At 34.8% G+C, this 24922-nt stretch carries 17 protein-coding genes; 16 read left to right on the forward strand and 1 reads right to left on the reverse strand.

The window, feature by feature from the left end:
* Positions 1-466: 466 nt before the first annotated feature.
* Positions 467-4558 carry a S8 family serine peptidase gene (locus ACFVRR_RS17635; protein ID WP_387331232.1) on the forward strand — a complete coding sequence of 1364 codons (4092 nt, stop codon included), beginning with the start codon at positions 467-469 and terminating at the stop codon, positions 4556-4558.
* 377 nt (positions 4559-4935) lie between these two features.
* On the opposite strand, the gene ACFVRR_RS17640 is transcribed toward ACFVRR_RS17635, so the two are convergent.
* Positions 4936-5121, reverse strand: coding sequence for a hypothetical protein (locus ACFVRR_RS17640; RefSeq protein ID WP_387331234.1), 186 nt, complete (start codon positions 5119-5121; stop codon positions 4936-4938).
* A gap of 865 nt (positions 5122-5986) precedes the next feature.
* On the opposite strand from ACFVRR_RS17640, the gene ACFVRR_RS17645 reads away from it, so the two are divergent.
* The 15 genes from ACFVRR_RS17645 to ACFVRR_RS17715 all read left to right on the forward strand — a co-directional run bounded on the left by ACFVRR_RS17645 (position 5987) and on the right by ACFVRR_RS17715 (position 24877).
* On the forward strand, positions 5987-7537 hold the full coding sequence (locus ACFVRR_RS17645) for a primase C-terminal domain-containing protein (RefSeq protein ID WP_387331236.1): 1551 nt from the start codon (positions 5987-5989) through the stop codon (positions 7535-7537).
* A gap of 1228 nt (positions 7538-8765) precedes the next feature.
* Positions 8766-9557 carry a hypothetical protein gene (locus ACFVRR_RS17650; RefSeq protein WP_387331237.1) on the forward strand — a complete coding sequence of 264 codons (792 nt, stop codon included), beginning with the start codon at positions 8766-8768 and terminating at the stop codon, positions 9555-9557.
* Complete coding sequence (locus ACFVRR_RS17655; RefSeq protein ID WP_387331288.1) at positions 9523-11496, forward strand: type IV secretion system DNA-binding domain-containing protein; 1974 nt, start codon at positions 9523-9525, stop codon at positions 11494-11496. Before ACFVRR_RS17650 ends, ACFVRR_RS17655 begins: the two co-directional genes overlap by 35 nt.
* Positions 11493-12560 (forward strand): conjugal transfer protein, encoded by a 1068-nt coding sequence (locus ACFVRR_RS17660; RefSeq protein ID WP_387331239.1) that lies wholly within the window; start codon positions 11493-11495, stop codon positions 12558-12560. Before ACFVRR_RS17655 ends, ACFVRR_RS17660 begins: the two co-directional genes overlap by 4 nt.
* The gene (locus ACFVRR_RS17665; protein WP_387331240.1) at positions 12560-12799 is read left to right on the forward strand and encodes a TcpD family membrane protein; all 240 of its coding nucleotides are present in this window, start codon (positions 12560-12562) and stop codon (positions 12797-12799) included. Before ACFVRR_RS17660 ends, ACFVRR_RS17665 begins: the two co-directional genes overlap by 1 nt.
* Entirely contained in the window at positions 12796-13185 is a 390-nt protein-coding gene (locus ACFVRR_RS17670; RefSeq protein ID WP_387331242.1) for a TcpE family conjugal transfer membrane protein, read from the forward strand. Before ACFVRR_RS17665 ends, ACFVRR_RS17670 begins: the two co-directional genes overlap by 4 nt.
* Positions 13186-13197: 12 nt before the next feature.
* Entirely contained in the window at positions 13198-15648 is a 2451-nt protein-coding gene (locus ACFVRR_RS17675) for an ATP-binding protein (protein ID WP_387331244.1), read from the forward strand.
* Positions 15648-16085: a hypothetical protein gene (locus ACFVRR_RS17680; protein ID WP_387331246.1), complete on the forward strand. Its 438-nt coding sequence runs from the start codon at positions 15648-15650 to the stop codon at positions 16083-16085. Before ACFVRR_RS17675 ends, ACFVRR_RS17680 begins: the two co-directional genes overlap by 1 nt.
* An 11-nt stretch (positions 16086-16096) precedes the next feature.
* Positions 16097-17902: a CD3337/EF1877 family mobilome membrane protein gene (locus ACFVRR_RS17685; RefSeq protein ID WP_387331248.1), complete on the forward strand. Its 1806-nt coding sequence runs from the start codon at positions 16097-16099 to the stop codon at positions 17900-17902.
* Between the two features lie 264 nt (positions 17903-18166).
* Positions 18167-19036, forward strand: a complete 870-nt coding sequence (locus tag ACFVRR_RS17690) for a bifunctional lytic transglycosylase/C40 family peptidase (protein WP_387331250.1) — start codon at positions 18167-18169, stop codon at positions 19034-19036.
* 16 nt (positions 19037-19052) lie between these two features.
* Entirely contained in the window at positions 19053-19586 is a 534-nt protein-coding gene (locus ACFVRR_RS17695) for a hypothetical protein (protein ID WP_387331252.1), read from the forward strand.
* Between the two features lie 195 nt (positions 19587-19781).
* On the forward strand, positions 19782-19955 hold the full coding sequence (locus tag ACFVRR_RS17700) for a hypothetical protein (RefSeq protein ID WP_387331254.1): 174 nt from the start codon (positions 19782-19784) through the stop codon (positions 19953-19955).
* Between the two features lie 824 nt (positions 19956-20779).
* The gene (locus ACFVRR_RS17705; RefSeq protein WP_387331256.1) at positions 20780-20938 is read left to right on the forward strand and encodes a DUF2187 family protein; all 159 of its coding nucleotides are present in this window, start codon (positions 20780-20782) and stop codon (positions 20936-20938) included.
* Positions 20935-21756 carry a Hachiman antiphage defense system protein HamA gene (locus tag ACFVRR_RS17710; protein ID WP_387331258.1) on the forward strand — a complete coding sequence of 274 codons (822 nt, stop codon included), beginning with the start codon at positions 20935-20937 and terminating at the stop codon, positions 21754-21756. Before ACFVRR_RS17705 ends, ACFVRR_RS17710 begins: the two co-directional genes overlap by 4 nt.
* Entirely contained in the window at positions 21746-24877 is a 3132-nt protein-coding gene (locus ACFVRR_RS17715; protein WP_387331260.1) for a DEAD/DEAH box helicase, read from the forward strand. The genes ACFVRR_RS17710 and ACFVRR_RS17715 overlap by 11 nt, the downstream gene beginning before the upstream one ends.
* The last annotated feature ends 45 nt before the right edge of the window (positions 24878-24922 follow it).

A 24922-nucleotide genomic window follows, 5' to 3' on the forward strand; every position in this document is an offset into this window, starting at 1 on the left:
CGGTCTTTTATCAATTTTTCGTGCTAGAGGTTTTTATATTCCAGTATTTTAACCCAATTAGGATTAAAATAAGGCTGGCGAAGGAATACATATTAGCCAGTATCAGCTTGGGCTAAATAATATTTCATAGTAGATTATGTTAATTAAAAATTCAATTTTAATTTACTCTTATTCAACTAAAACATGTGATTAGTTGCATAAGTAATCATAAGAGGCGCTCAAAAGCTCGTTGAAAAACGACTTTTTGTGTTAGCCTCTTTTTATCGTGTTGAAATATAACAGAGTCATAGAAAAAAAGGAAATAAGTTAATAAACTATTCTTGAATTTTTTGATGAAAAACCTCGAAAAATATCGAAAAACATTTAAAAGTTGAATGAATAGGGAACCGAATAACCCAATTGACTGAATATTTAGAATAACAAATAATGAAAGAGACTTTTATTTTTGAAAATTTGGAGGTTGAAAATGAGAAGAACTATTTCTAGAAGTAAGTTCGTCAAAAGTTTTACAGTATTAGCATTATATTCCAGCTTTTTTCTTGGCTCCCTAAGCCATGTAACAACCGTATCAAAAGCTGAAACAGTTTCGAAAGTAGATGAAATGCTAGCAAATTTATCACCAGCCGAGAGGGCAGCACTTCATCAGCTCTCAACGAGTAATGAGACAGGACTACAAGTTAATCCTGATATTGATTTAGATGCTACAACTCAAACGAGCGTTATCGTTGAATTTAATAACAAACCAGCAAAAGTCGCTCAACTCGAATCAAGTTTAAAGGGTCAACAGCTAACAAAGACTGAGGCAACTAGCTTAGTTGATCAAGATCATGCAACTTTTTCAAAGGATTTAGGACAAATATTAACAGAAGACAATAATAAAAAAGTTAAATATAAAGTAAATCAATCCTATAAGCATGCTTTTAATGGTGTTTCAATGAATCTACCAGCAAATCAAATTAAAAACTTATTAAAATCGAAAGCTGTTAAAGCAGTTTGGAGTAATGAAGAAGTTCATGCAGAAGTAGATAACAATCAAGAAGGAATGCAAACTGGAGGATCGAGTAATCAATCAGCTCTTTCCTTTCTAGGAGTAGACAAGCTTCATCAGGAAGGCTTTACTGGTAAAGGAGTTAAAGTTGGAGTCATTGATACAGGTATCGACTATAATCATCCAGATTTAAAGGATGTATATAAAGGTGGATATGATTTTGTCGGTAATGATAATGACCCGATGGAAACTACATATGAAGATTGGAAAAAATCTGGTGTAGCCGAATTTTACTGGGCAAATGGAGCATCGTATTATACTGAACATGGAACTCATGTCGCAGGAATTATTGCCGGTCAAGGAAAGAATGATAGCGATTATAAAATGGAAGGTATTGCACCTGATGTAGACTTATATGCTTATCGTGTTTTAGGACCTTATGGATCTGGTTATGATGCTAGTATTTTGGCAGGTATCGATAAAGCGGTAGCAGATGGAATGGACGTTATTAACCTATCTTTAGGTGCAGGAATTAATAATCCTCTTTATTCTACAAGTATAGCAATTAATCAAGCGGTACTAAGCGGAGTTACAGCAGTAATCGCTGCAGGAAACAGCGGAAATGATCTGTACACATTAGGTTCTCCAGGTACTGCAGCACTTGCCTTGACTGTAGGTGCAAGTAATGCACCAAATAATTTACATACATATAAGAGTGTACTTCAATCAGGTACAGAAACAACTTCTGCTGACTTGCAAGAAATGGCGAAAGGTTACACAGATCATGTTGAGCAATTGAATGGCCAAACTTTTTCAATCATTGATGTTGGATATGGCGCATCGACTGATTATAAAAACAAAGATGTAAAAGGTAAAGTTGTATTAATAAGTCGCGGAAATAATATTACTTTGGGCGATAAAGTAAAATTTGCGAAACAAAACGGTGCAACAGCAGCCCTACTTTTCAATAATAATCCAGATGAAGGTTTAATCCCTTCTTATTTAGGTGAAGGATTAAATTATATTTCAACATTCACATTAACGAATGCCCAAGGCCTAGCTTTGAAATCTAAAATCAATACAACAAGTACATTTACTTTTAATGAACTTGGACAAATCCAAACAAAAGCAGACATGTTAGCAGATTTTAGTTCTCGTGGGCCGGCCCGTGTTACGTACGATATTAAACCGGAAATTACTGCTCCAGGTGTTGGTGTATTCTCTACTGTTCCAGCTTATATGATTAATAAAAATACGCCAAACGATTATAAATACGCGTATGAACGTCTATCAGGTACATCGATGGCAACACCAAATGTTGCAGGTATGGCTGCACTTTTACTCCAAGCAAAACCAAGTCTGCAACCAAGTGATGTTAAAGCCATTCTTATGAATACAGCTGATCCATTAAGTAAGGACTATAGTGTATTTGAATCGGGAGCAGGGCGAGCGGATATATATAAAGCGGTTCATTCGTCGATTGAAATGAAAGTTCAAAATGAAACACCAATTTTAAAAAATGGAAAAGAAAAAACAATTAAAGATGAAACAGGTGCTCTAAGTTTTGGTTCAGTGGATTTAAGCGACGATGTTAATGAAGAGCGTAAAGTTGTCATTAAAAATACAGGTGATGAAACAAAAACATTTGATGTAGCAGTTAAATTTCAATCAGGTTTAAGAGGATCAAAAGATGCTGACAAAAATGGCGTAAAAATTTCCATTGAACCAACTATTAAACTAGCTGCAAATTCACAAAAAAATACGAAGGCATCCATCTTCATACCGAAAACAGCAGAGAAAGGTAATTATGAAGGATATATCGTTTATACAAATCAGAATGATCCCGGGGAAACATATAAAATTCCATTTGCAGTACATGCTGTTGAAGAAGGGATAGGATTATTCGAAACATCATCACTAGGGTTATCAGAAGACCGTTATAGAGATGGATCTTCAAGTCCTAACACAATTAAGGCTATAACTGCTCAAGTTCAAATGAAATCCAATGTAAGAAATATTGATTTCATTTTAGAGGATGGAAAAACGAATCAGGAAATAGGATATATTGGAACAGTAGATGGATTTAGTTTAAACGAAGGTGATTTAGTTAATATGTATCTCTTTAATGGTACGTATAGTCCGCTTGCTAACTCTGGAATAAGTGCTAAAAGTGTCGTTGCAGAGGATGGCTTTTATAAGATTAAAATGCTTGCTACAACTGATACTGGAAAACAGTTTACAGAAATTCGTGATGTAGTAGTTGATAATAGAAAGCCTAAGTACATAATCGATGGACCAGAAGGAGATGTAATTGAATATGAGGAAGGGCAAAAATCAGTTACGATAACTGGCTCAGTATTTGATCAAGATATAGAGAATTATAAAGCAGCTGGAATGAAGATTGACCAGTCTGCAAACAAAGTCTATGATCTAGCACAAGGTGAAGTACCACTAGAAATACCTGTAAACAAAGATGGTACATTTAAATATGATGTACCGATTGGAACAGGAGCTAAAATGGTTCAATTAGTTGTAACTGACCCTTCAGGTAACGGCAGTATTATACCTAAGACAATTAAAATCGTAAAAAAAGGTACACCGTACTTGACTGCGGTTGTAGATAAAGACACTGCAAAACCAGATGACTTAATTCATTCAAAAATTGTCTTGAAAAATGCTGTTGATTTTAAAAAGGGTACAGTAAATTTAAGTGTTGCTTCAGATTATTTAAATATTGAAAATATTAATTTGCATCCTGATTCTAGTAAGCTAGGAGAAATGAAACTAACTAAAACTTCAGCAAGTAGTGTAACGGTTGAAGCTGCTGATACTAATACGCAAACTTTAAATGGAGATATCCCATTGGTGGAAGTTACTTACAAAGTAAAGGATTATAATTTTGACATAAGACCTGATAGCTCCCTTGTATATACATCTGGCTCATATGTAAATCGAACAGGTAAGACAAACTATCTTATCGCAAATGCGCCTTTTGTTGATTTCGTTCCGACCTATTCGAAAATGAGATCTGTTTTAAATGCACAAGGTTTATTAACTAGTAGTGGAACGTTTGATAGTAGGAGAGATTACAGTAAGGTAGGGGCAGATGTATCAATACAAGATGCTGAGGGGAATATGTATAATCAAATCTTTACTAAGTATGGAAAAATTGAAGCTTTACATTTAGCGCTTACTGACAAACCACTCCGAATGACTGTAAATGTTCCAGGACATTTTAAAAGTTTTTATGATTTCAAAATTGGAATGCAAAATGAAAATGGAGAATTGATGGGACAATTTAAAAAGATAACACTTCCAACATTACTTGGTGGAGACGTAAATGGTGATGATGTCATCGATGTACTGGACGCACTATATATTCAAACATATTGGGGAACAAACAAACGAAGTGCAGATATTAATTATGATGGAACAATAGATGCTAAAGACCTTGCATTCGTTGAAAAGAACTATTTAATGCAAAATCCATCCGTACAAACAGCACCAAAACCAAAGAGTAATTATAAAACGAAAACATTAGAAATTGTAAAGAGCGAGTTAGGTTTATAATCGACTAGTTTTATAAGTAATAAAAGGGTACTCAAAAGTCAAAAATACTTTTGAGTACCTTTTTTAATTGTAAAAAGTTACACATATAAAATGAACTCAGAAAAATTATTACCTAAATGGCACAACTAAAGAACAATACAGTGGAAAGCTCGAAGAAAATATAGAGGATTTAGTAAGGAGACTTAAAAGCAAATACTATCGCCCTGTTCCAGTTAGGAGAATGTATATTCCAAAGCTCAGTTCGAAGAGGAAAAGACCAATAGGTATACCGGAACATGAAGGGAAGTTAAAAATATGAAAGAATGGCAGGTTAGTTAAATGCTGCAGTTTTTTTTCAACTATAGAATAGTCTCTTACAAATGTTTTGTCCAAGTTACTCAAGTTAGTAGCTCCTTTAATTGATAGAATGATGCCCCACTATAGGTAGTAGTACTCAAGAAGGTTTTCTTTTGAGATTTTACTTTTATACTGAAACTTCCTTTAGAATCGGCTTTACCGGTTCCGATTGTTTTGCTTCCGACTTTAATCGAAAGGGTAGTTCCGGCTTTATCAATCGCCTCCACTTTTAAAATATTACTTCCTTTTTGTAATAAAGCTGCATATGCAAAGTACCATTATAATATAAGTTAGCTTCTTTTCCATTAATTAGAACGCGATCTAGGTACTGAATTATATAGAATGTGGAATTAGTAGAAAGAAGTGAAAAAACGGAAATGCTCAAGGGTTCATTCATATATCTTCATAAAATGCACCACTTAAGACTTAGCGGAAGCTGAATAGTATTTTCTATGGAAATAATCTATTTTGGTGCTTTTTTATAGTGACTCAGCGGAACCTGTGTACTATTTTTGATGGGATTGTTCCATTTTTGGTGCATTTAAAAAGTAAATCAGCGGAACCCGTGCACTATTTTTGATGGGATTGCTCCATTTTTGGTGCATTTAAAAATAAAGACAGCGGAACCTGTATACCAGATAAATCATTGATACAACGACATTTTTATTCTTTTTATGAGCTGATTTTATAAAAAACACATAGGTTTATGAGGAATAATGTTGAAAAATCAGCGGAACTTGTGTGCAAAAAATGCACCACAGATCCGTTTGGGTCAGCGAAACCTGTGTTGCATTTTTCTTATACTAAATCTCTGAAACTATTGATAGAACTGAATTTTCTTCAATATCTCTATAAATTGTCTTTTATCAAAATTGTTTCATTTTCTGTTAATTTGGTGCAAAATCTCAGCGGAACTTGCATAGAAAAATAAATTTAAACTTTTTCTAAACCCATGTGGCTCTAGGCTTCAAGGGTTTATTTTTTTTGGTGCATTTTGCTTAGAGAGGGCACTTTTTCAAAAATCGATTTCGATATACTTATTTCAACAAATTATTCTAGCATTCTTATATATATTTAAAGGAGGTGTACGAAATGGAAATGCATGAATTAGATCATAAAATGAGAAGTGTCATATCACCAGTTGAAATCATTCAATTCATGACCCATAACAGCCTGCATTTATATAAGAAAAAAGGATCTCGTGCACCATTTGATAGAGTTGTAGCTTACGAGAAAGTTGAAAAGAATGAACTGTACCGTAAGGGTGCGGTATTCGTGTCGCCTACTAAAGAAGATCTTATTAATGGTAAAGGTTATGTTGTTACCTCTTATGAAGCGTTACAGGACCGTTATCAGCAATTATCACACTGGACACCGAACACGTACCGAGGTGGTACATATTACAATTTCAAAAATCGAGTGATTAAGGGGCACACACGTGAAAATCTTAAGCAGATTAATGTCATTGGGTTTGACATCGACACAAAAAACGTCGATTTGTATGCTCTTTATTTAGGATGTGAAGAATTAGGCCTACCTCGTCCAAATCTCCTTTTGGAAACTCCAAGGGGATTTCAATCTTTTTTTGTCTTAGACACACCGTTTTACATACATAATAACAAAGATTACAAGGCACTCAGAGTAGCAGAACGTTTATCAGAAAACATTCGAAAGGCATTAAGTAAGTATGTCCCAATCGATACAGCTTGTGTACCGTTTGGTTTTTTTCGTATACCAAGAGAAGATAATACACTTGATTTTTACGAGGTACCTGCAAATACTAATCAATTGCTTTCATGGTCAAAAGGTTATGAAGAGCAAGAAAAAAGGACCTTTTTACGTGTTGTTTACAACAAGTATACATCAACATTCGATCAAACGTCCTCAGACTGGTATCATGCACTCATCCGTACAACGGATATTGAAAAAGGGCATCATAGTGCCAGCCGTAATAACGCTCTTTTAACGATGGCTATTGCCAATTATGCAAGCGAGAAATCGTATGAAGAGGCATATGATGAATTGGACCAGTTTAACAGTAATTTAGCACAACCTTTATCAAAAAGTGAATTTGAACGTACATTAAAAAGTGCGTATTCTGGTAAATACAAAGGTGCCAAACGTTCTTATGTTGAGGGGTTACTTGAATTATGGACAGATGGACAAGCTCAATTTTCAGGAAGAGAAGGCTGGTATAAGTTTAAAAAACCTCGCGAGAATCGAGTGCGTTCTCATTATAACGAATGGGAAGAAGACATCGTTTCCTATTTAGAAGCTAGGACAAGCCCCGAAACACCATTTTTAGAGGGCTCATTAAAGATGCTTGCAGAATCCTTTGGAATGGCAGTATCCTCTCTAAAGGAAGTTCTGAAGCGCTCTAGTAAACTAAAAAAATATACAATTGGCCAAGGGCGTGGTGCAATCACGAAAGTGGCTAGCCGAACTATGCTTTTTAAAAGATTGTTGCTACTACGTAAAGAACAAGTGAAAAATGCACAATTAACATTTGCTGAAATTTTTCCTGAACTAAAACTATTTAAACACTTACTAGCCATCTCGTCAGTAGAAGTCGATCTGCTTTGGGATGAACTGAATCTAATTTATCGTTCTGGAGCATCGCCACCAGCACAAAATACCGGTTAGAATTATTAAGCCAGTCTGCCAATACATATCTATATTCTCCTTTTCTTAGTTTGGATTCAGGGATATTTTATCTGTTTTTTGGTTTAAGAACTTGGGGAGTTATTTGTTTTTTAGATTTGAGAGGTTTCTTATCTGGTTAGAATGTTTATGTAAAGTTTCTTTTCGATAGGGTCCTACGTAGTGGGTATTTGCTGTTTTTATTTACGTTGATGAAGGCTAGCTAATGAATATAGTAGTGGTTCAGTAAATGAAATTTTTAGATATAAATGAAATTTTTGTGATAGATATGCATTTTCTTATGCATTCTTATTTTGACTGTTAGTTAAGGAATAGTGGGATATAATATCATGACTTTTATACTGGTATAAGGTGATTGATAATACTAAAACAGTGTTTTTTTATAAGATCTGTGTGAATTAACGTAGTACGAATGGGAAATTATAGGAGGTTCTTCTTATTTTAAATTTCATTACATGGGCATACAGAACGAATTTTAATGATTGGAATTGCGAAACAGATGTACGTATTGTAAAATGTTGGGAAATTAGAATTTTCGCAATTTATATAGATTTCAATACATAATCCATAAGAAAATCAATGGTTGTTTTCTTTATGGTAGTGTATTGAGGTCTTTTCCACTCATACAAAGGCAGGATTGGCTCCTGTTCATATTCGTAACCAGCAGAAGACCTCGCCTATACAACGTAAACATAGCCGAGGTCTTCTGCTACTCTATAAAGCCGGAGCCAATCCATGTATGAGTGAGATGGTTTAAAAGTTAGTTTGATGAAAGGGGGAAGTTCAAGTAAAAGGAAAAGTGATAAAGTTCAAGGCCAATAAATAAGTTCCAGTGAAAAAAAGAGTTCAAGATCATGATGAAGTTTACGATCAATGGAGGGAAAGAAAAGTTCAAAAAAGGTATGATACAAAATTAATATTTTAAATGAATGGAATTTGTTAGAGGGTTTAGTTCTAAGGTTGATTGTATAAAACAAATATTCCATGGATATTCATTCAATATTTTAAAAAGATTTACAGCTTCGTGTTCAGCTATTTTAGTAGTTTGATATGGAATATTATTGTAGGTTTCAATTAAAAAATTGCTACTAATAATTACGATTGAATTTACGGTTTAATTTGTATTCTTTTACGCAAGGATTAAGTATATAAGATCGATATGAAACAGGAGAGTGGTTCCTATATTTGCTAGAAAAGGGGAATGTATCCGATGTTGAAGTATACTTCGTTAAAAGAAAAGGATCTAGAGTACCTTACCTTTATAATGAGAAATGGAATGGTTACAGCAAAACAGATCATGTTGAAATTTCAAGAGCCTAATATTCATCGTGTTTATAGACGGTTAAGAAAATTAGAAGGTAAGAATTATGTAAAGCATGAAATGATTGCTCATAAAGTTGGTGTTTATTTGGGGACAATTGAAGCAAGGAATTTAACGAATGTCAGTGCAACCGTTCCAACAAAGGCGTCCATTTATACGATGCAGCATGATCTTCTTTTAACTGATTTGGTTCTCTTTTATGAGTTTCAGGCCATAAAACAAGGGATTGAATTTAAATATCGTACAGAAAGAGAAATTCGTTATTCGGTAATTGGACAAGGGGATAATCAGAGTAAATTAAAGGCTTATAATGCAAATAGGGACCGAATTCCTGATGTTATTTTCTTTTTTAAGTCAGCTGAAGGAAAAGTTACAACAACTTGGGTAGAACTAGAACTAAATAAGAAAGAACGAAAACGATATGATGAAAAGTTTAAGTACTTTGATGAATTACTTTCGAGTGAACGATCAGAAGACCAACCTTATGCGTATGACCAAGTGATTTATTTTGCAGATGATGTCAAAATACACAATGTCATCAATCAAGCGAAGCAACGATTCATTAATGCAAGTAAAATATCCGTACGTAAAATTCCTTCTGTTATCATAGAAGAACGGTGGGAAGAGGTGATGCCAAGTGGATTCAATGGCGAGGAGCCAGGAACAATCACAGCAAACTGATACAGACCGGATGATTGGTGAAATTGTAAGTTATGGCTTGATTGGGATGATTGCGTTACTCTTTTTTTTTCCTGCAATACTTGGAATGCTAATTTTTGCTATCATCTATCAATTTAAAAGAGCCTGGCTATCATATGGTGCACTTTTGGTAGGGATTCTGCTTCTTGTATGGCAATTTCAATCAGGAAAAATCCTTACGTATTTTGGTATTATTTCTGAGATGAATATCCCTTATCTATCAACTGGACTTGAACGCTTGTTCAATGATGGTCATGTCATGAAAGCACAGACTTCATCTTATGTCGTGTTAGTCGCAATTTCGTTGTTATTTTCATTCGTTTTTTTCATCTTTGCAACATTTTTTTGGAAAAAGAAAGTGATAACAAAGTCGGGTGAAGTACAAAAGCAAAAATCTGAATGGAAATATAAAGCTTTTCGCAAAAACAGAGTAAAATTTTTGGATAAAAAGCAACAGAACTACCGAGAAAAACCTTCAAAAGAAGTTTTTATAGGGTACACCGATTTTAAAGAACGTGTATCACTGAACTCCACCGAATTAAACTACCACATGCTTGCTACAGGAGGAACAGGTACAGGCAAAACTACGTTAATTGCTTCTTTAATGGAAGCAGCATTGCAGCAAGATAAACCGATTATCTTTGTTGATGGAAAAGGTGAACGAAAATCGATGCTTGATTTTAAATCCTTATGTGAAGCATATGGGAAAAACGTTTACTTATTTTCTGAAATGGACCACTTCACTTATAATCCCATCAAGAATGGAACTCCCACAGAAACAAGAGATAAATTAATGTCGCTATTTTCCTTTTCTTCTGAAGGAGATGGAGCTTATTACACCGATATTGCGTCTCGTTATCTCCAATTGGTTGTCAAACTCATCGATGAAGCGGGTGCGCCAAGAGAGATTAAGACGATTGCACGATTAACCAATTTTAAGAATCTGAACGAATTTTTTAAAGAACACAGTACGCAAGAAGAAATTGAAGAAGAAGTCGAAGTTGAAGTAGAAGAAGAGATTGTAGTCGGGGATCATGAACACAAATCCCAAGATGACGATTTAAGCGGTTTTATCACTCCAACTAAACCAAAGGTCGAGATGATTAAGAAAACAGTTGTAGAGAAGCGTAGCCGTTCCATCACAAAACTTCAAGAGGGAATGAAACAAATCAAAACGATACTAGAACATGAATTTCCGGAAGAGATTGTGGAAGGGTGTCTGACTCGTCTAAAAATGCAATTAGGTGAGTTATTAGAATCTGATCTAGGACATTTATTTATCGAAAGTGAAAATGGAATTGATCTCCAAAAAATTACAGATAACAACGATGTCGTGATCTTTAGTATTTCCGGAAGCCGTTACGCCGATTATATTCGCAAAATTGGCAAAATGATTATCTTGGACGTGAATAGTTTAGTCGCTTACCGACAGGCAAAGGGACGAAAATCAATCTTTGGTGTATACGACGAATTTTCCGCCTACGCGGATCGTCGAATTGTAGACATTGTTAATAAATCACGCTCAGCAGGGTTCGAGTGCATTATTTCAACTCAAACATTGTCTGATATTGATGCAGTTGACCCGGTTATGACCGAGCAAATCATATCCAACTGTAACATACTTGCCACTGGACGTGTCAATTCATCGAAGGATGCAGAGCGAATCGCAAAAGTGTTTGGGACGTATTCCGACCAGGAAATCACACAGCAAATCCAAAAGAAATATCCACATTTGAGGTATGAAGCAGAGATGGGTACGGTACGTAACGTCGAACGATTCAAAGCCAATCCAAGTGACATTAAAAACTTACAAATCGGTGAAATATTCATTAATCGAAAAATGGTAGAGGAAGAAAAGCAAGATACCTATTTCCGTCGAGTGTATGTTCGAAACGCATTAGACTTAGGAGGGATTCAATGAATGTTTTCGGCGTTCTTAAAAGGAATATAGATCAAGGCAGAAAAAAAGTGTTAAAAGATGAAAGACGTTTAAAATCTTCTCGATGGAATGGGAGGATGGCCTTTACGATTTTATTTTGGTTAGGGATAGTAGGTGTTATTTTTTTTACCTTTCAATCATGGGCTCGGACTGGGTTTTTAAACGAGAAAGTGAACGGTTACCAAAACCAAGCAAAAGCGCAAATTGCTAGCTTGCATAAGGTGGGATTTGCGAATTCCCCAGCCGGTGAGGCGTATGCTGGCCAGTTTATTGAGACCTATATCAATCTATCTAATGATAAAAAGGCACGAGAAGAACGAGCAAAAACACTGCAAGGTTTTCTTGCTGAAGGGTTAACGGTTGGAAAGTTAGAAAATCTTTCAGCGTTTCAAGGAAAACGAGTTTTAAAGAGTGCTAGTTTATATGATGTAAAGGATGTTAAAGAAGACGCAGCTAGTTATGTGTATCGTATCAATTATGAACTATTCAATGTTAACTCGAAAAAAGTACAAGTAAAAGTGAAAAAGAAAAATGAAAAAGGTGAGGATAAAGTTGTAACAGAAGAAAAGGTGATAACTAAAGTTGAATCATTGGGACGTAAAGATCAACTGATTGTCGTCCGACTGGGGACAGATCGAAATTCATTTAACGTGATAGAGCAACCTTTTTATCAAGCAATTCCGAGTGAAGCACGACTTACAGCCATACAAGATCAAACGGATCAAGCGAAAAAGAATGTGCAACTGGAAGATAAACTAAAACAATTTTCCACACAATTCTTTACTTCTTATACTACAGATTCTATCCAGGAAATGTCCTATTTGATGGATAATCCTGAATCGCTTAAAGATCTCTACGAGTATAAGGGACTAGAAGATTTTATCGTATATGATGGAGTAAAAGAGGGGGAATACATTGTAAAGACACTTGTCCTTTTACAGGAAGCGAATACAGGAATACAAACAAAACACCCCTTTACGCTTGTTGTGAAGAAAGAAAAGAATAAATTTTACGTTCAAAAATTAAAACACACTATAGGAGGATGATGTCCATGTTACCAGATATTACTGGTCTAACCGATTACGTTTCAAGTCAGGTCGCAGCGATTGTGTTTATCATTATGATTATTATGATTGTGCGAGCTTTCATTTCGCAACGATGGGGACAGTTCTTCTCAAGCTTTATTTTCGCCGTTATTTGTTATGTAATTGTCGCGAATCCAGGTGAGTTTGAAAGTTTGGCAACGGCTATTTGGCATCAAGTAAAAAGTGGTGGTCTTCATTGAGATCGCAAGCCTACAGTTACCGAAAATTCTTTAAATACCCTTTAAAAATCTGGAAAATTGGGAGAGGAGAAAAATCCATTGTTTTTTCCAGGGGAATCGAAATTAGACAAATCATTGTATCCGTTCTGATCTTTGGATTTTTCTTTCTTTTTAGAGGAAGTATTAATCAAATTTTACCGACTACACTTCAACTGGCTTTTTATGCCGTGTTGCCTTGGTTAATCGCTGGAGCAATTTGTCGGAGTAAATTAGATGGTAAACGTCTGGATCGTTTCTTTATTGGCTATTTTCGCTATCTAATTTCGAAACGTTTCTCATATAGTAACCATAAATGCGTATACCAACCCCAAATGAAAAAAGTACAAATATATGAGCGATTTCAATAAGGAGGTGGATTCATGCTACAGTTCCCAATTCATTCGTATAAAGAAAATGTCATCTATACCCATGAAATGGAAGCCTGGTCCTATTATCGTTTACACGAAAACACCGTAGGCGTGAATGAAGAGGAAGCTGAAAATCATCTTGTTAACCGACTTCAACGACTTGCTTGGCAGTTAGCCGCCTTTGAGGAAGTTGATTATAAAATTATTCCAATACCAATTGATATTGATAAGCGACTGGATCATCTAAAAAAGCAGTATGAAGGCAATTATGCCGAAATCGGAAAATACTATGCTAATCGTGCAAAAGATATTTTGCGTGAAGAAGCGAAGCATGTTGTAGAGTATAAATTCTTTGTCGGTGTTAAACTCAAACGCCGTGAGCTTGATGAGGGTCTGATTCATACGTTTTCTTCTTCCTTTAAAAGTATGAACCGTTATTTACAAAAGCTTGCTGGAATTGCTGGACGGGAGGTAGACGAGAACACAGTCAGTCTATTTAAAGAATCGGAAGAAGAGGCTTTTGCAACCCTTCAAAACTATTTAGGGGCTTATCGAATAAAAGAAAATGAATTGCGCTATCTGATTCGACATCAGTTTGTGAGAGGTCAGAAACCAACCACTATAGAGGGCAGTATGTATAGCCTTACAGAAGGAATACTTGACCCAGGTAAGCCTGGATATGTGCAGATTAAACAATTAGATGGGGAATCTTGGTGTGCGTTTCTTCCCGTTTCCGAATTTCCCATTGATTGTACTTATAAAGAGTGGGCGTATTTTTTTCAGTCCTACGAATTTCCAGTCGAATTAAATATGCGAACCGTCTATAAGCAAATGAAAGATGATGTAAGTCAAACCATTACCATCAAAAAACGATTTCGTGATCAAGACGCTCAACTTATTGAAGCAAATGAAGACGATGATAGTTTAATTAATACCGGAAGAGAGCTGTTACATGAGTTAGAAAATCAAATTAAAAATCAAGGAAAACCTCTTCTTCGAACACACGTCCATTTTGTCGTCTATGGTAAGACAAAGGAAGAGGTGCGAAAAAGAGCCAGAAGATTGAGAATGGATTTTAAAGACCAACAAATTGAACTTGTACAGCCTTTAGCCGATCAGCTCCTTTTATTCCATCAATCCATACCAGCAGCAAAAATTGTAGCAGAGGATTGGGAACAGATTTTAACACCAGAATCATTTGCAGAATCTTTGTTCTCTCTTACAAGGAAAATTGGGAATACAGTCGGTTTTTATTTAGGGAAAAACATATCACACGCGGGAGAAAGCCTTGAAAGCTCTCAATCTCTCGTATTTTATCATCCATTCCTAGCTCATTTAGGGTTGAAAGGGTCTAAATATTCTTCCCCACATGTTACCATTTCAGGACCAACAGGGATGGGAAAATCGTATCTTTTGAAAGATATCTTACTAAATTCGGTCTTCTTTGGAGCCAAAGTGCTCATGACGGATCCAAAAAATGAGGTCGAAAAGAAATTTAAGCAGGCACTAACACCAGAAATGAACTACACAGCTCCATTTTTCAAAGAGTTAATTGAAAGTTTTAACTATATCACGCTATCGGGTGAAAAGGAGGATGCAGGGAAGCTGGACCCTCTTACTTTCCTCGAAGGAGAGGAAGCACAGGATGCAGCAGTAGGTGTTCTTGAATATTTATCTGAACTACAGTCCAATGAACGAAATGTGAAGACCGCCATCTATAAAAGTGTTCGATATATTATGCAACAGGAGAGTAAGCCAGGGCTTTTAAAAGTCGTTCGCTACCTGCAATCATCTGATGATCAAGACGTTAAAAATGTAGGTGATTTGCTTTACGAGATTGGCACAAATGGGATAGCGAAACTTATGTTTTCAGAAGGTAACGTGGAAGGGATTAGTCTAAGTGAACAAGTCAATATCTTACAGATACAAAATTTAAACCTTCCAGACGAAGGAGAAAAGGCTGTCACGCGGGATGAACACATTGCTGTTGCTCTCATGCAGCCATTAGCGAAATTCGCAACAAAGTTTGCTCGTGATGATTCGGTCGTGAAATTAACGATTTTTGAAGAAGCGTGGATGCTTATGAATACGGGTGCTGGTGACCGGCTTATAAATGAATTGTTACGTACAGGTCGTTCCTTACGATCAGCTGTATATATCATCACACAATCGACCTATGAATATAACAAACCACAAATCAAAGAAAATATTGGAACTAAATTTGCTTTTAAGGCAAAGACGACAGAAGAAGCAGGGAATATCATTGAATTTCTTGGTATGGAAGATAACAAAGCAAATCGAGATATGCTAAAAAATCTGACAGAAGGTCAATGTATTGTAGAGGATATGTATGGTCGTACTGCCAAAATTCAAACGGATGTATTGTTTGACGAATGGATTCATGCCTTCAACACAAAAGAAAACGATCGAGGCAGAGCAGAAACAGAGGAGGCGTTTATCTGATGAAAAAATTATTAATCTCTATTACTACTTTGATTGCACTTTTAGCAGGGTGCAGTCAGAGTGCTAGTACTTCCCCTAAAGAGATTACAAAAGTAGCTTATGAATGGGAAAAAGCAAACTTTGACAGAGATTATGCAAAACAGCAGGAGTTTATTTATGAGAAGGGTTCATACGAAGCCTACAAAGGAGATAAAAAAATTAATTCAGGTCTGAAATATAATGATATTAGCTTTGAAATATACTACGACGATAAACTAGACCAATATTATGTCTTTTCAGATTTTGATAATCCGAATGGTGATAATGCGGTAGAAGACAATATTTTATTTCGTAAAAAATCTGATGTATGGAAAGTCGATACAAGTAAAAGTTTGGATATTAGCCGTGATGAAATAAAACAAAAATTTGAACAAAAAGCTTGTATTAACTGTAAATAAGGAGGGATTAGATGCTCTTCCTGAAACGGGGATTAGGGATATGTTTAATGTTATTGTTTCTCCTAATGCCAACAGGTTCACTTGCCGAGGATTCTTCATCGATTGTTCAAAAAAAGGAATTATCTGTGGGGCGAGTGACCCTAGAAAGCAAGGAATATCCTCTTGATCACTATAAAATGGAAGCAGACATTGGTGATGGTCTTAAAGACACTGGTGATAATGCCTTACATGCCATTAATCAAGGAATGTGGGGATTAAATAAAACGATTGCTAGTTTTACCCTTTATTCTATTAATCAACTAATGTCATTCGATTTAATTAGTACTATTGCTAGTGAAGCAGGTATTATGAGTGAACGAATCTATGAAATCATGTCAGGGACTTTCTTATCGCTGTTTGTTGTTTTGGTAGGGGGAGTTGCAGCATGGCGTTATTTTGTAAATCAACAAGTTGGTTATGCAGTAAAGGCAATCATTGGTGCGTTGGCTATTATGGTTCTCACCTTTTGGTTTTACTCTAATACAACAGGTAATATCAAGTGGCTAAATGATAGAGGGGCTGAACTTGAAGGGATTGCTAGCTCAGCAAACGTTCTTATCAGTTCCGATGAATTTGATAGCAACGCAGCCTACAATCCGAAAGAAGGAATAGCAGTTTTAGAAAATCAATTGTTTAACCTGATGGTTAAACGTCCATATTTACTTTTAAACTACGGGACAACTAAAGAAACTGAGGTAAATATTGATAATCCTAATCGAGTAGATAATCTCCTTCAAATTAAGCCTTATTCGGAAGAGGGAAAAGAGGAAAGAAAAAGGATTGTTAGTAAAGAGGTATCAAACTTTGACAATAAACAAATGTCACCAGATTTTAGTGGAGAGCGATTTGGATATCTGATCATCACGATTATTTCTACCATTGCCCTTTCAATTCCAGTGTTGTTATTAGGGATTTTTAAGTTTTTGCTTCAAGTATGGTTTTTAGCATTAGTGATTTTTACGGCAATTCCACTTGTTCTTTCATTAATACCTTCTTACAGTGAAAGTGCATTCAATCACGGTAAAAAGTTAGTAGGTGTGCTAATGATGAAAGCAGGACTAGTACTTTTAATAGCTGTTATAACTGGGATTGTTACATTGCTTTATGAATCGGTCAAAGTCACTAATGGAGTAGAAGGCTATGCATTCGTCGTCTTCCTGATCTGTATTACGATTTGGGGCTTATTCAAATATCGGACTGAAATATTTGAGGTTGTCTCTACCGGAATGGTTCAAGGTCAGCATGTAGTCGAAAGAGTTACAACTAACTCATTTAACAAAATGGGTGATGCTGGTGAAACAGGTTTCAAGAGTGTTAAAAGAATGGTGGGTAAGGCATATAGAAACCATCAAAGCAAAAAACGTCATGATGAGCTATTGTCGGGAAGTGCAGGGCGAAAAACTTATACAAATGGTGCTATAGCAAATGATGAACGATCGGAATATCGAAAAGCAGTAGGGGAAAATGTCCTACAAAAACAAGAGTCATTTAATAATCAAATGCAACAAAAGACTAATAAAGATTCGAAAAATACATCCACAATATCGGTAGCTGGAACATCAACCAAACGAACAGCAGGAATCGATCAAAAGAAGCCTGCTCTATATCGTAAACAGACAGGCAGAATAGAAAGTCAAAATGAGGTAGCAGCTTCAAGAGAACCGGACAAATATCTCACAAGGTGGGAAGCCGATCAACAGATCAAAAATAGAAAGGCGAATCCGTCTACCCAAACGGTCAAGCGATCAAAAAGTAGAAAACCGAAACAACGAAAGTAATGTTGGAGAAAAACATTTTGAAGTATTTACATCTTGTTTCATGCGGAGTAAATTGTTTATTTTTGCGCCAGAATTGCTTTTTAGAAAGGAGAGCATATGCAAGGTGTTTTGAAGAAAGGTGCTAAAGTTGCTGGCACTATTGCCGTTCTTAAAAACCCTCTTACGTGGATACTCACAGGTATCCTTTTTCTTCTCACATCCATTTTCGGAGTCGCTTTATTTCTTTCTATTAGTTTAGGTGGAGAGAACCAATTTGAATCAGGCATGTCAGGAGAAGGAGCCGGAGGAACTGCACAAGTCTCAGCAGAAGTATTGCGATATGAACCACTTATTCGGAAATATGCAGAGGAATATGGAATTGGTGAGTATGTGGGACTTATCATGGCTCTGATTCAACAAGAATCAGGGGGAAGACAGTTAGATGTGATGCAATCTTCGGAGTCAATTGGACTTCCTCCTGGGGGCATTACAGACCCTGACTATTCCATAAAAATCGGAGTGAAATATTTTTCGGAAGTAATGAAGCAAGCTAAAGGTGATATTCGCCTTGCTTTGCAAGCTTACAACTTTGGAAATAGCTTTATCCAGTACGCGTTAGAGCGAGGTGGTTATTCCGAAGAAGTTGCCTCCCAATTTAGTCAAATAATGTCTGAGAAGTTGGGGTGGTCAAGTTACGGTGATGTCAATTATGTAGAGCATGTGCTTCGCTATTACAATACTGAAAATGGAAGTATCGTGGTCGTAGGTGATGGTACCCAACGATTTGATGTGGAGGAAGTCCATAATATAATGAAAAAATTTCTTGGTTTTCCTTATGTATGGGGAGGTAGAACACCAGCATCAGGAGGTTTCGATTGCTCAGGTTTACTAGAATATGCTTTTGCTCAAGTTGGAATCAATCTTTACGGGACAGCCGAGTCACAATACAACAAAACCATACCAGTTCCTGAAAATCAAATTAAACCAGGGGATCTAGTTTTCTTCTCTACGTATAAGTCAGGACCGTCCCATGTTGGAATGTATGTAGGAGATGGAAAGTTCATTAATGCAAATGGAAGCAACGGTACTTCTTATTCTTCCGTTGAAGAATGGAAGAAATTATACCCTTTCTTGGGTTTTAGAAGGATTCCTTAAGGGAGGTGAGAGGTTTATGGATCCAACTCAAAAGAAAAACGGCATCTTGCTAATGATAGGATTTATCTCTGCAGTTATCGTAATCGTGTATGTATTCAGTTTACGCACACAGTTACAAGAGGTCAGGACCAACCAAAAAAACTATGTGGAGAAAATTATGACTTTATCCTCGATCCAGAACACGGATGCATTAGAGGTAAACCGAGCGTTTCTAAAAAACTTTTTCACCTATCAAACAACAGCTGAGCGATATCAAAAAATTAAACCATTTATGACTGATCAGGGATATAAAGCAACACACCCTTCAGGTTTGAATATTCCGAGTGGAGATCAATCAGTAGAATCCACGTTAGTAGGATTAAAGCCATTTGAATACCAATCTACAAAGACTGATGCTGAATTTTTTAATGAATTTAAGTTAAGTACAGAGTTTAATAATGTCAGTAATACGGAAACGGTCATTGTCAAAACGTCCTTGATTTATGTAAAGGATCAAGGCTGGAAGATAGATGATGTTGAGTATGTCGGGCAGTTGACAGGACGGAAGTAATACTAAAAAGAGTTCTAGGCTAGGTAGTTTGTTTTATTTACTATCTGACAGGAGCAAATTACTTCACAATAAGTATTCTACATGTTAGAATTTTCAGAAATATAGTTATAAAGTATTTGAGACTATGTTTATCGTTTAAATTTGTAAGCCAAAGGGAAAGATAATCATGATAACTTTGAAAGGGAGGAATGAAGAATGGATGTCAAATTTACATCAAAGGAAGTCATTACTCAGATCAAGAAGTTACATAACGAAGGGAATTCTCTACGAAAAAAAGAGGTAAAACAATATTACCCTGATTTAATGCGGAGTGCTTTGCATTATTACCCAAGTTGGCAACATGCTGTAGATGAAAGTAAAGTAAGCTAAAAAATCTAATTTCTAACAAGACAATAGAATGACATGACTCTGATAAGTCATAACCATTAGTTTAACTGGTGGTTATGATTTTTTTATATTCTACAAAAAATTGCTTTATTTAATTTAACATTTTTTAAATAGATGCACGAAATCATTTTTAACATATAAAAGATCATCTCAACAAAGATAACAAGAGACCTTAAGTTACCATTTGTTTGTTCTAGACTAAATCTAGCTCAAAGAGAAGACTTTGGTATTATCAATCTTAAACAAGAACCTGGTAAAAACTTAAGGAAATGAGAAGCGTTCAATCTTAAGTATGCAGAAGCAAGATGTTGAAGGAAATCATCATATTCAAAATTAATGTTAACAACAACATCATTGTCATTATTAACATATGTTTTATTTTATATGATATTTTTGTTGTTTTTATTGTTTGTATCAATGTTTTTATCGTTATTATCATTTGTAAAGTTTTGTGAACTGGAAAATAAACCATTGAAAAAGGATTAAAGCAGGAGTTGCTAAAAGGTTAATGGGAAATTTTACTACTTATTGATTTACTACTAAAAAATTAAAAGTGCTACTCCACACATTTTATTCATCCAAAAAATACTTCTTTTTCTATTTCCGTATATTTCCAAATTTGATAATCTATTTATAGAAGCTAATTTGAAAAAGTATGAAAATTAGTTTGATTACTTATGGTTCGTCATTATTGATATTTTTCAACTAGTTATTATTACCCGTAAAATGGGATTATTAAATATATTTATAGAGTTTTTCGATAAAGAAAAAAGCCTAAATATACTTTTTATATTGGAGGAAATAAAATGATTCTCAAGACAAAAAAAATCGCAAAATTAGGTAATCATATCCTTTTTAAGAATGGAATAAAAGGATCTGTTGAGAAGGTCAATGAATATACAGTAATTGTAAATATAACCGAAAATAAATCGTATCTGGAGTTTGAAGGAAATAGAAAAATATGATTTCAACTATACCAGAACACATTAGGTGGTTTGCAAATACGGGTAAAAATATTACAACTTCTACAGGTGAGAGTATTGAAGTTTTTGAATTTAAACATGAAAGTGATGAAGAAGTTTTATCAATTTGGGCAAAGCACTTTAGACAACACTATTGTTTAGATGAAGAAATTGATTTTTATAGACAAGGCTATGGTTACTCAAAAACTGAATTCTTAAATAAAATTAAATTTCCTGATCCCAATCGTGCTCCAGGCCCTAGTACACGTGCTGGGGATTTTAGTGAAATATTAGTAGCTGATTATCTTGAGTTTATTCTTAATTTCTGGGTACCCCGTACTCGATATGGCTCAAAAACAGTTAGTAATGAATCCACCAAAGGTTGCGATACCTTAGCTTTTAAAATTATTAAAGACGGAGAAGATACGCCAGAAGATACACTAGCAATCTTTGAGGCCAAAGCGCAATTCTCAGGAAAAACAGCTAAGACAAGACTTCAAGATGCAGTTATTGATTCGGCTAAGGATCAAACTAGAAAAGCTGAATCTTTAAATGCAATTAAACAACAACTATTTTATAAAAACAAACTTCAAGAGGCTATTAAAATAGACAGGTTTCAAAATCCGATAGATCGTCCATATAATGAGGTTTCTGGAGCAGTTGCATTATTTTCTTCAAACCTTTTTGAGCCTTTAAAAATTTCTAATACATCTACTAACAATCATCCAAATCAAAACAATCTAAAGTTATTGGTTATTCATGGTAAAGATATGATGGATCTCGTTCATGAGTTATATAGGAGGGCAGCTGATGAAGCCTGAAAAACGCTCAAAACAACTACTAGGTGCTACTCGATCAAAAGCAAAAATGAATGAATACGGTGTTGAAGAAAAATACCATATCAATCTTACTAATGACCCATCAAATCTTTTCACTTTAGCAATAGGTTTACTAGGAGATATTTCTTCTCATTTAAATTTAGAACATACCAATGAACAGTATGTGAATGAATTACGTGATAACCTTCAATTTTCTGCACATTTTTTTGATGCATATTTACAAACTAATCTTAGATCTGATTTGGATACATATGTTTTACTGTTAGGAGCAGCTTCATATTATTTATGCGACCTGCCAGGAAGCGCCTTTGTTTTAGTTAATCGTGTTAATAAGGATAATCTTAACTTAGGGTGTTCTAATTTAGATATTTTACTAGTTTGGCTTCTTATTGGAGATTACTCAAGGTATCTAGAATCAGCGAAAGGACAATTCAACAGTGAAATAGTAGAAATTTCAAAATTGCTAAGTAATTTTTATGACTCAGGATATGGTGAGGAAGAGATTGATAAAGTGATTGATCTGCTAAGAGATAAAGCTTACCAGTACGGTACTCCAAGAGAGTTACTTTTTGCTGATGTAGTTAGCGCTGTAGTAAAAAAAAGAATAGAAAACTCCAGTTGGAAATGTTTACCTAAATATTCAGACCTTGATGTTAAGAGATGGGAAGTTATCTTAAGGAATAGGAGTATTATACAAGAGTTCTGGCCTGCTCAACATCTCTTGGGAAGAAATGGTGTTTTTAGAGGTGAATCGGCAGTAGTTCAATTACCGACTAGTGCAGGAAAGACTAAAGCAACAGAAATAATAATACGTAGCGCCTTTTTATCAAATCGAACATCATTAGCTATAATTGTAGCTCCTTTTAAAGCTTTATGTCATGAAATTAGTGATAGTCTTAAAAACTCTTTTCAAAATGATTCTATTAATATAGATCAATTGTCTGATATACTTCAAATTGATTTCGATCTTACCTCAATACTTAGAGATGAACTAATCCTGGTTGTAACTCCAGAAAAGCTTATTTACATACTTCGCAATTTTCCGGAATTGGCTCAAAGAGTTGGGGTATTAATTTATGATGAAGGTCATCAGTTTGATAGTGGGGCACGTGGAATTAATTATGAATTACTTCTTACATCATTAAAAGATATGGTGCCAGCAAGAGTACAAAAAGTATTAATATCAGCCGTAATAAGTAATGCTGAAGTTGTGGGTTCTTGGCTTAATGGAGAAAAAAGCAAAGTAGTTTCTGGTATTAATCTTTCTCCTACTTATCGTACAGTAGCTTTTACAAGTTGGCTTGATCGTCTTGGGAAGCTTGAATTTGTAAATAAAGAAAATCCCGATGAAGATGAGTTTTTTGTACCAAGAATAATTGAACAGCAACAACTGAGGCTAAAAGGGAGAGAAAAAAATAAAAGAATCTTTCCTGAAAAAAATGACGGTAATACTGTTTCTTTATTTTTAGGGTTAAAACTTATTTTAAATGGAAGTGTAGCCATATTTTGTGGAAAGAAAAATAGTGTATCTAGTCTTTGTGAAAAAGTTGTAGATGCTTATGATCGTGGTTTAGACATAAAAAAACCCAGTGAATATTCAGAAATAAATGAAATAAAGAAACTACATTTTTTATATAAGTGTCATCTTGGTTTAGCAGAGGCAGTTACTAAAAGTGCTGAACTTGGGATTTTAACACATCATGGAAATATACCTTCTGGAATTCGTCTTGCTGTTGAACATTCAATGAAAGAAGGATCTGCCAAATTTGTTATATGTACTTCAACTTTAGCTCAAGGAGTTAATCTTCCAATTAGATACCTTATTGTAACAAGTCTTTATCAAGGTACTGAAAAGATACAAGTTCGTGATTTTCATAATTTAATTGGACGTGTCGGTCGTTCGGGTATGCATACAGAGGGGAGTATACTTTTTGCGGATCCTGGTATTTATGATAAACGAAATAGTAGTAGAGATAAATGGCGTTGGAAACAAGTAAAGGAGTTATTAGATCCTGAAAACTCAGAACCTATTGGAAGTTCACTGTTAAAAATATTTGATCCACTGTTTAGCGATGACAGAAAGTTTATATACGAAATTGATTACTTAAAGTTCTTTAAATCATATTTAGAGGATCCTGACAAAGTTTTCAAAGGGTTGGATAGAATTGCAACAGTATATGCAAATGATGGGTTCACAACGGAGGGACTGACTCGACAAGTTATATCTAAGATAGAAGCTATTTCATCAATTGAGAGTTTTTTGATGGCCAATTGGGAAGATATTATACATGATGTAGATGAAAATAGAATAAGCACACTGGCTAAAGGAACACTCGCTTATTCGTTAGCTAACGAACAGTTAAAAGAACAGATTATTTCCCTATTTAAATTACTTGCTCATAGCATTTCTGTAAATGTTCCTCAAAATTCAAAAAAGAAAATTTTTGGTAAGATGTTGTATGGAGTAAAAACTGCATTGTTAATTGAAAAATGGTCTACAATGCATTTAGAAGAACTGAGGGGCTGTAATACCATGGAAGAATTTCTTAATGTTCTATGGCCATTATTATCAGCGAATATTAAAAATGATATTTTTAATAAATGTGAAAAACCAGAAATCTTAAAGGATATAGCTTTAGGGTGGATTAACGGAGAACCATACTTTGAGTTACTTAATATTCTAAAAGAAAAAGATATTAGACTCATCACTAAAAAACAGAAAAGAATGTTTAAAATAGATCATCTTGTAGAAATTTGTGAAAATGTACTTTCATTTGAAGGTATGCTTCTTATTGGGGCTGTTGCAGAATTTATTGAATCCTTAACAGGTAGTCAAAATAAAGATATTATTGACAACCTTAGGATGTTGCAAAAACAATTAAAGTATGGTTTGCCTAATTTATTAAGCATAATGTTTTATGAATTAGGTTTTGCTGATCGAGTTATTTCTTTAGAATTATGTTTAGTATTAAATTACAAAGATATACCAATGAGTAAAAAAGTTCTAAAAAATGCGATTAAGAATGAAGAAAAGGAATTTCGTGAAAGACTTTTACAATACCCCTCATATTTTACTATTGTTTTAGAAAATATTTTGAATTGAGGATATTCATATTTTAATTATTTACAAGCTTTGTTGGATTTGATA

The sequence above is a fragment of the Gottfriedia sp. NPDC057948 genome, assembly GCF_042887255.1.
In the GTDB taxonomy this organism is placed as follows: Bacteria; Bacillota; Bacilli; order Bacillales; family Bacillaceae_G; genus Gottfriedia.

Bases quoted from the DNA above. Each gene is read 5' to 3' on its own strand.
- ACFVRR_RS17635 (WP_387331232.1), top strand. From the start codon at position 467: ATGAGAAGAACTATTTCTAGAAGTAAGTTCGTCAAAAGTTTTACAGTA.
- ACFVRR_RS17645 (WP_387331236.1), top strand. From the start codon at position 5,987: ATGGAAATGCATGAATTAGATCATAAAATGAGAAGTGTCATATCACCA.
- ACFVRR_RS17650 (WP_387331237.1), top strand. From the start codon at position 8,766: ATGTTGAAGTATACTTCGTTAAAAGAAAAGGATCTAGAGTACCTTACC.
- ACFVRR_RS17655 (WP_387331288.1), top strand. From the start codon at position 9,523: ATGGCGAGGAGCCAGGAACAATCACAGCAAACTGATACAGACCGGATG.
- ACFVRR_RS17660 (WP_387331239.1), top strand. From the start codon at position 11,493: ATGAATGTTTTCGGCGTTCTTAAAAGGAATATAGATCAAGGCAGAAAA.
- ACFVRR_RS17665 (WP_387331240.1), top strand. From the start codon at position 12,560: ATGTCCATGTTACCAGATATTACTGGTCTAACCGATTACGTTTCAAGT.
- ACFVRR_RS17675 (WP_387331244.1), top strand. From the start codon at position 13,198: ATGCTACAGTTCCCAATTCATTCGTATAAAGAAAATGTCATCTATACC.
- ACFVRR_RS17680 (WP_387331246.1), top strand. From the start codon at position 15,648: ATGAAAAAATTATTAATCTCTATTACTACTTTGATTGCACTTTTAGCA.
- ACFVRR_RS17685 (WP_387331248.1), top strand. From the start codon at position 16,097: ATGCTCTTCCTGAAACGGGGATTAGGGATATGTTTAATGTTATTGTTT.
- ACFVRR_RS17690 (WP_387331250.1), top strand. From the start codon at position 18,167: ATGTCAGGAGAAGGAGCCGGAGGAACTGCACAAGTCTCAGCAGAAGTA.
- ACFVRR_RS17695 (WP_387331252.1), top strand. From the start codon at position 19,053: ATGGATCCAACTCAAAAGAAAAACGGCATCTTGCTAATGATAGGATTT.
- ACFVRR_RS17700 (WP_387331254.1), top strand. From the start codon at position 19,782: ATGGATGTCAAATTTACATCAAAGGAAGTCATTACTCAGATCAAGAAG.
- ACFVRR_RS17705 (WP_387331256.1), top strand. From the start codon at position 20,780: ATGATTCTCAAGACAAAAAAAATCGCAAAATTAGGTAATCATATCCTT.
- ACFVRR_RS17710 (WP_387331258.1), top strand. From the start codon at position 20,935: ATGATTTCAACTATACCAGAACACATTAGGTGGTTTGCAAATACGGGT.
- ACFVRR_RS17715 (WP_387331260.1), top strand. From the start codon at position 21,746: ATGAAGCCTGAAAAACGCTCAAAACAACTACTAGGTGCTACTCGATCA.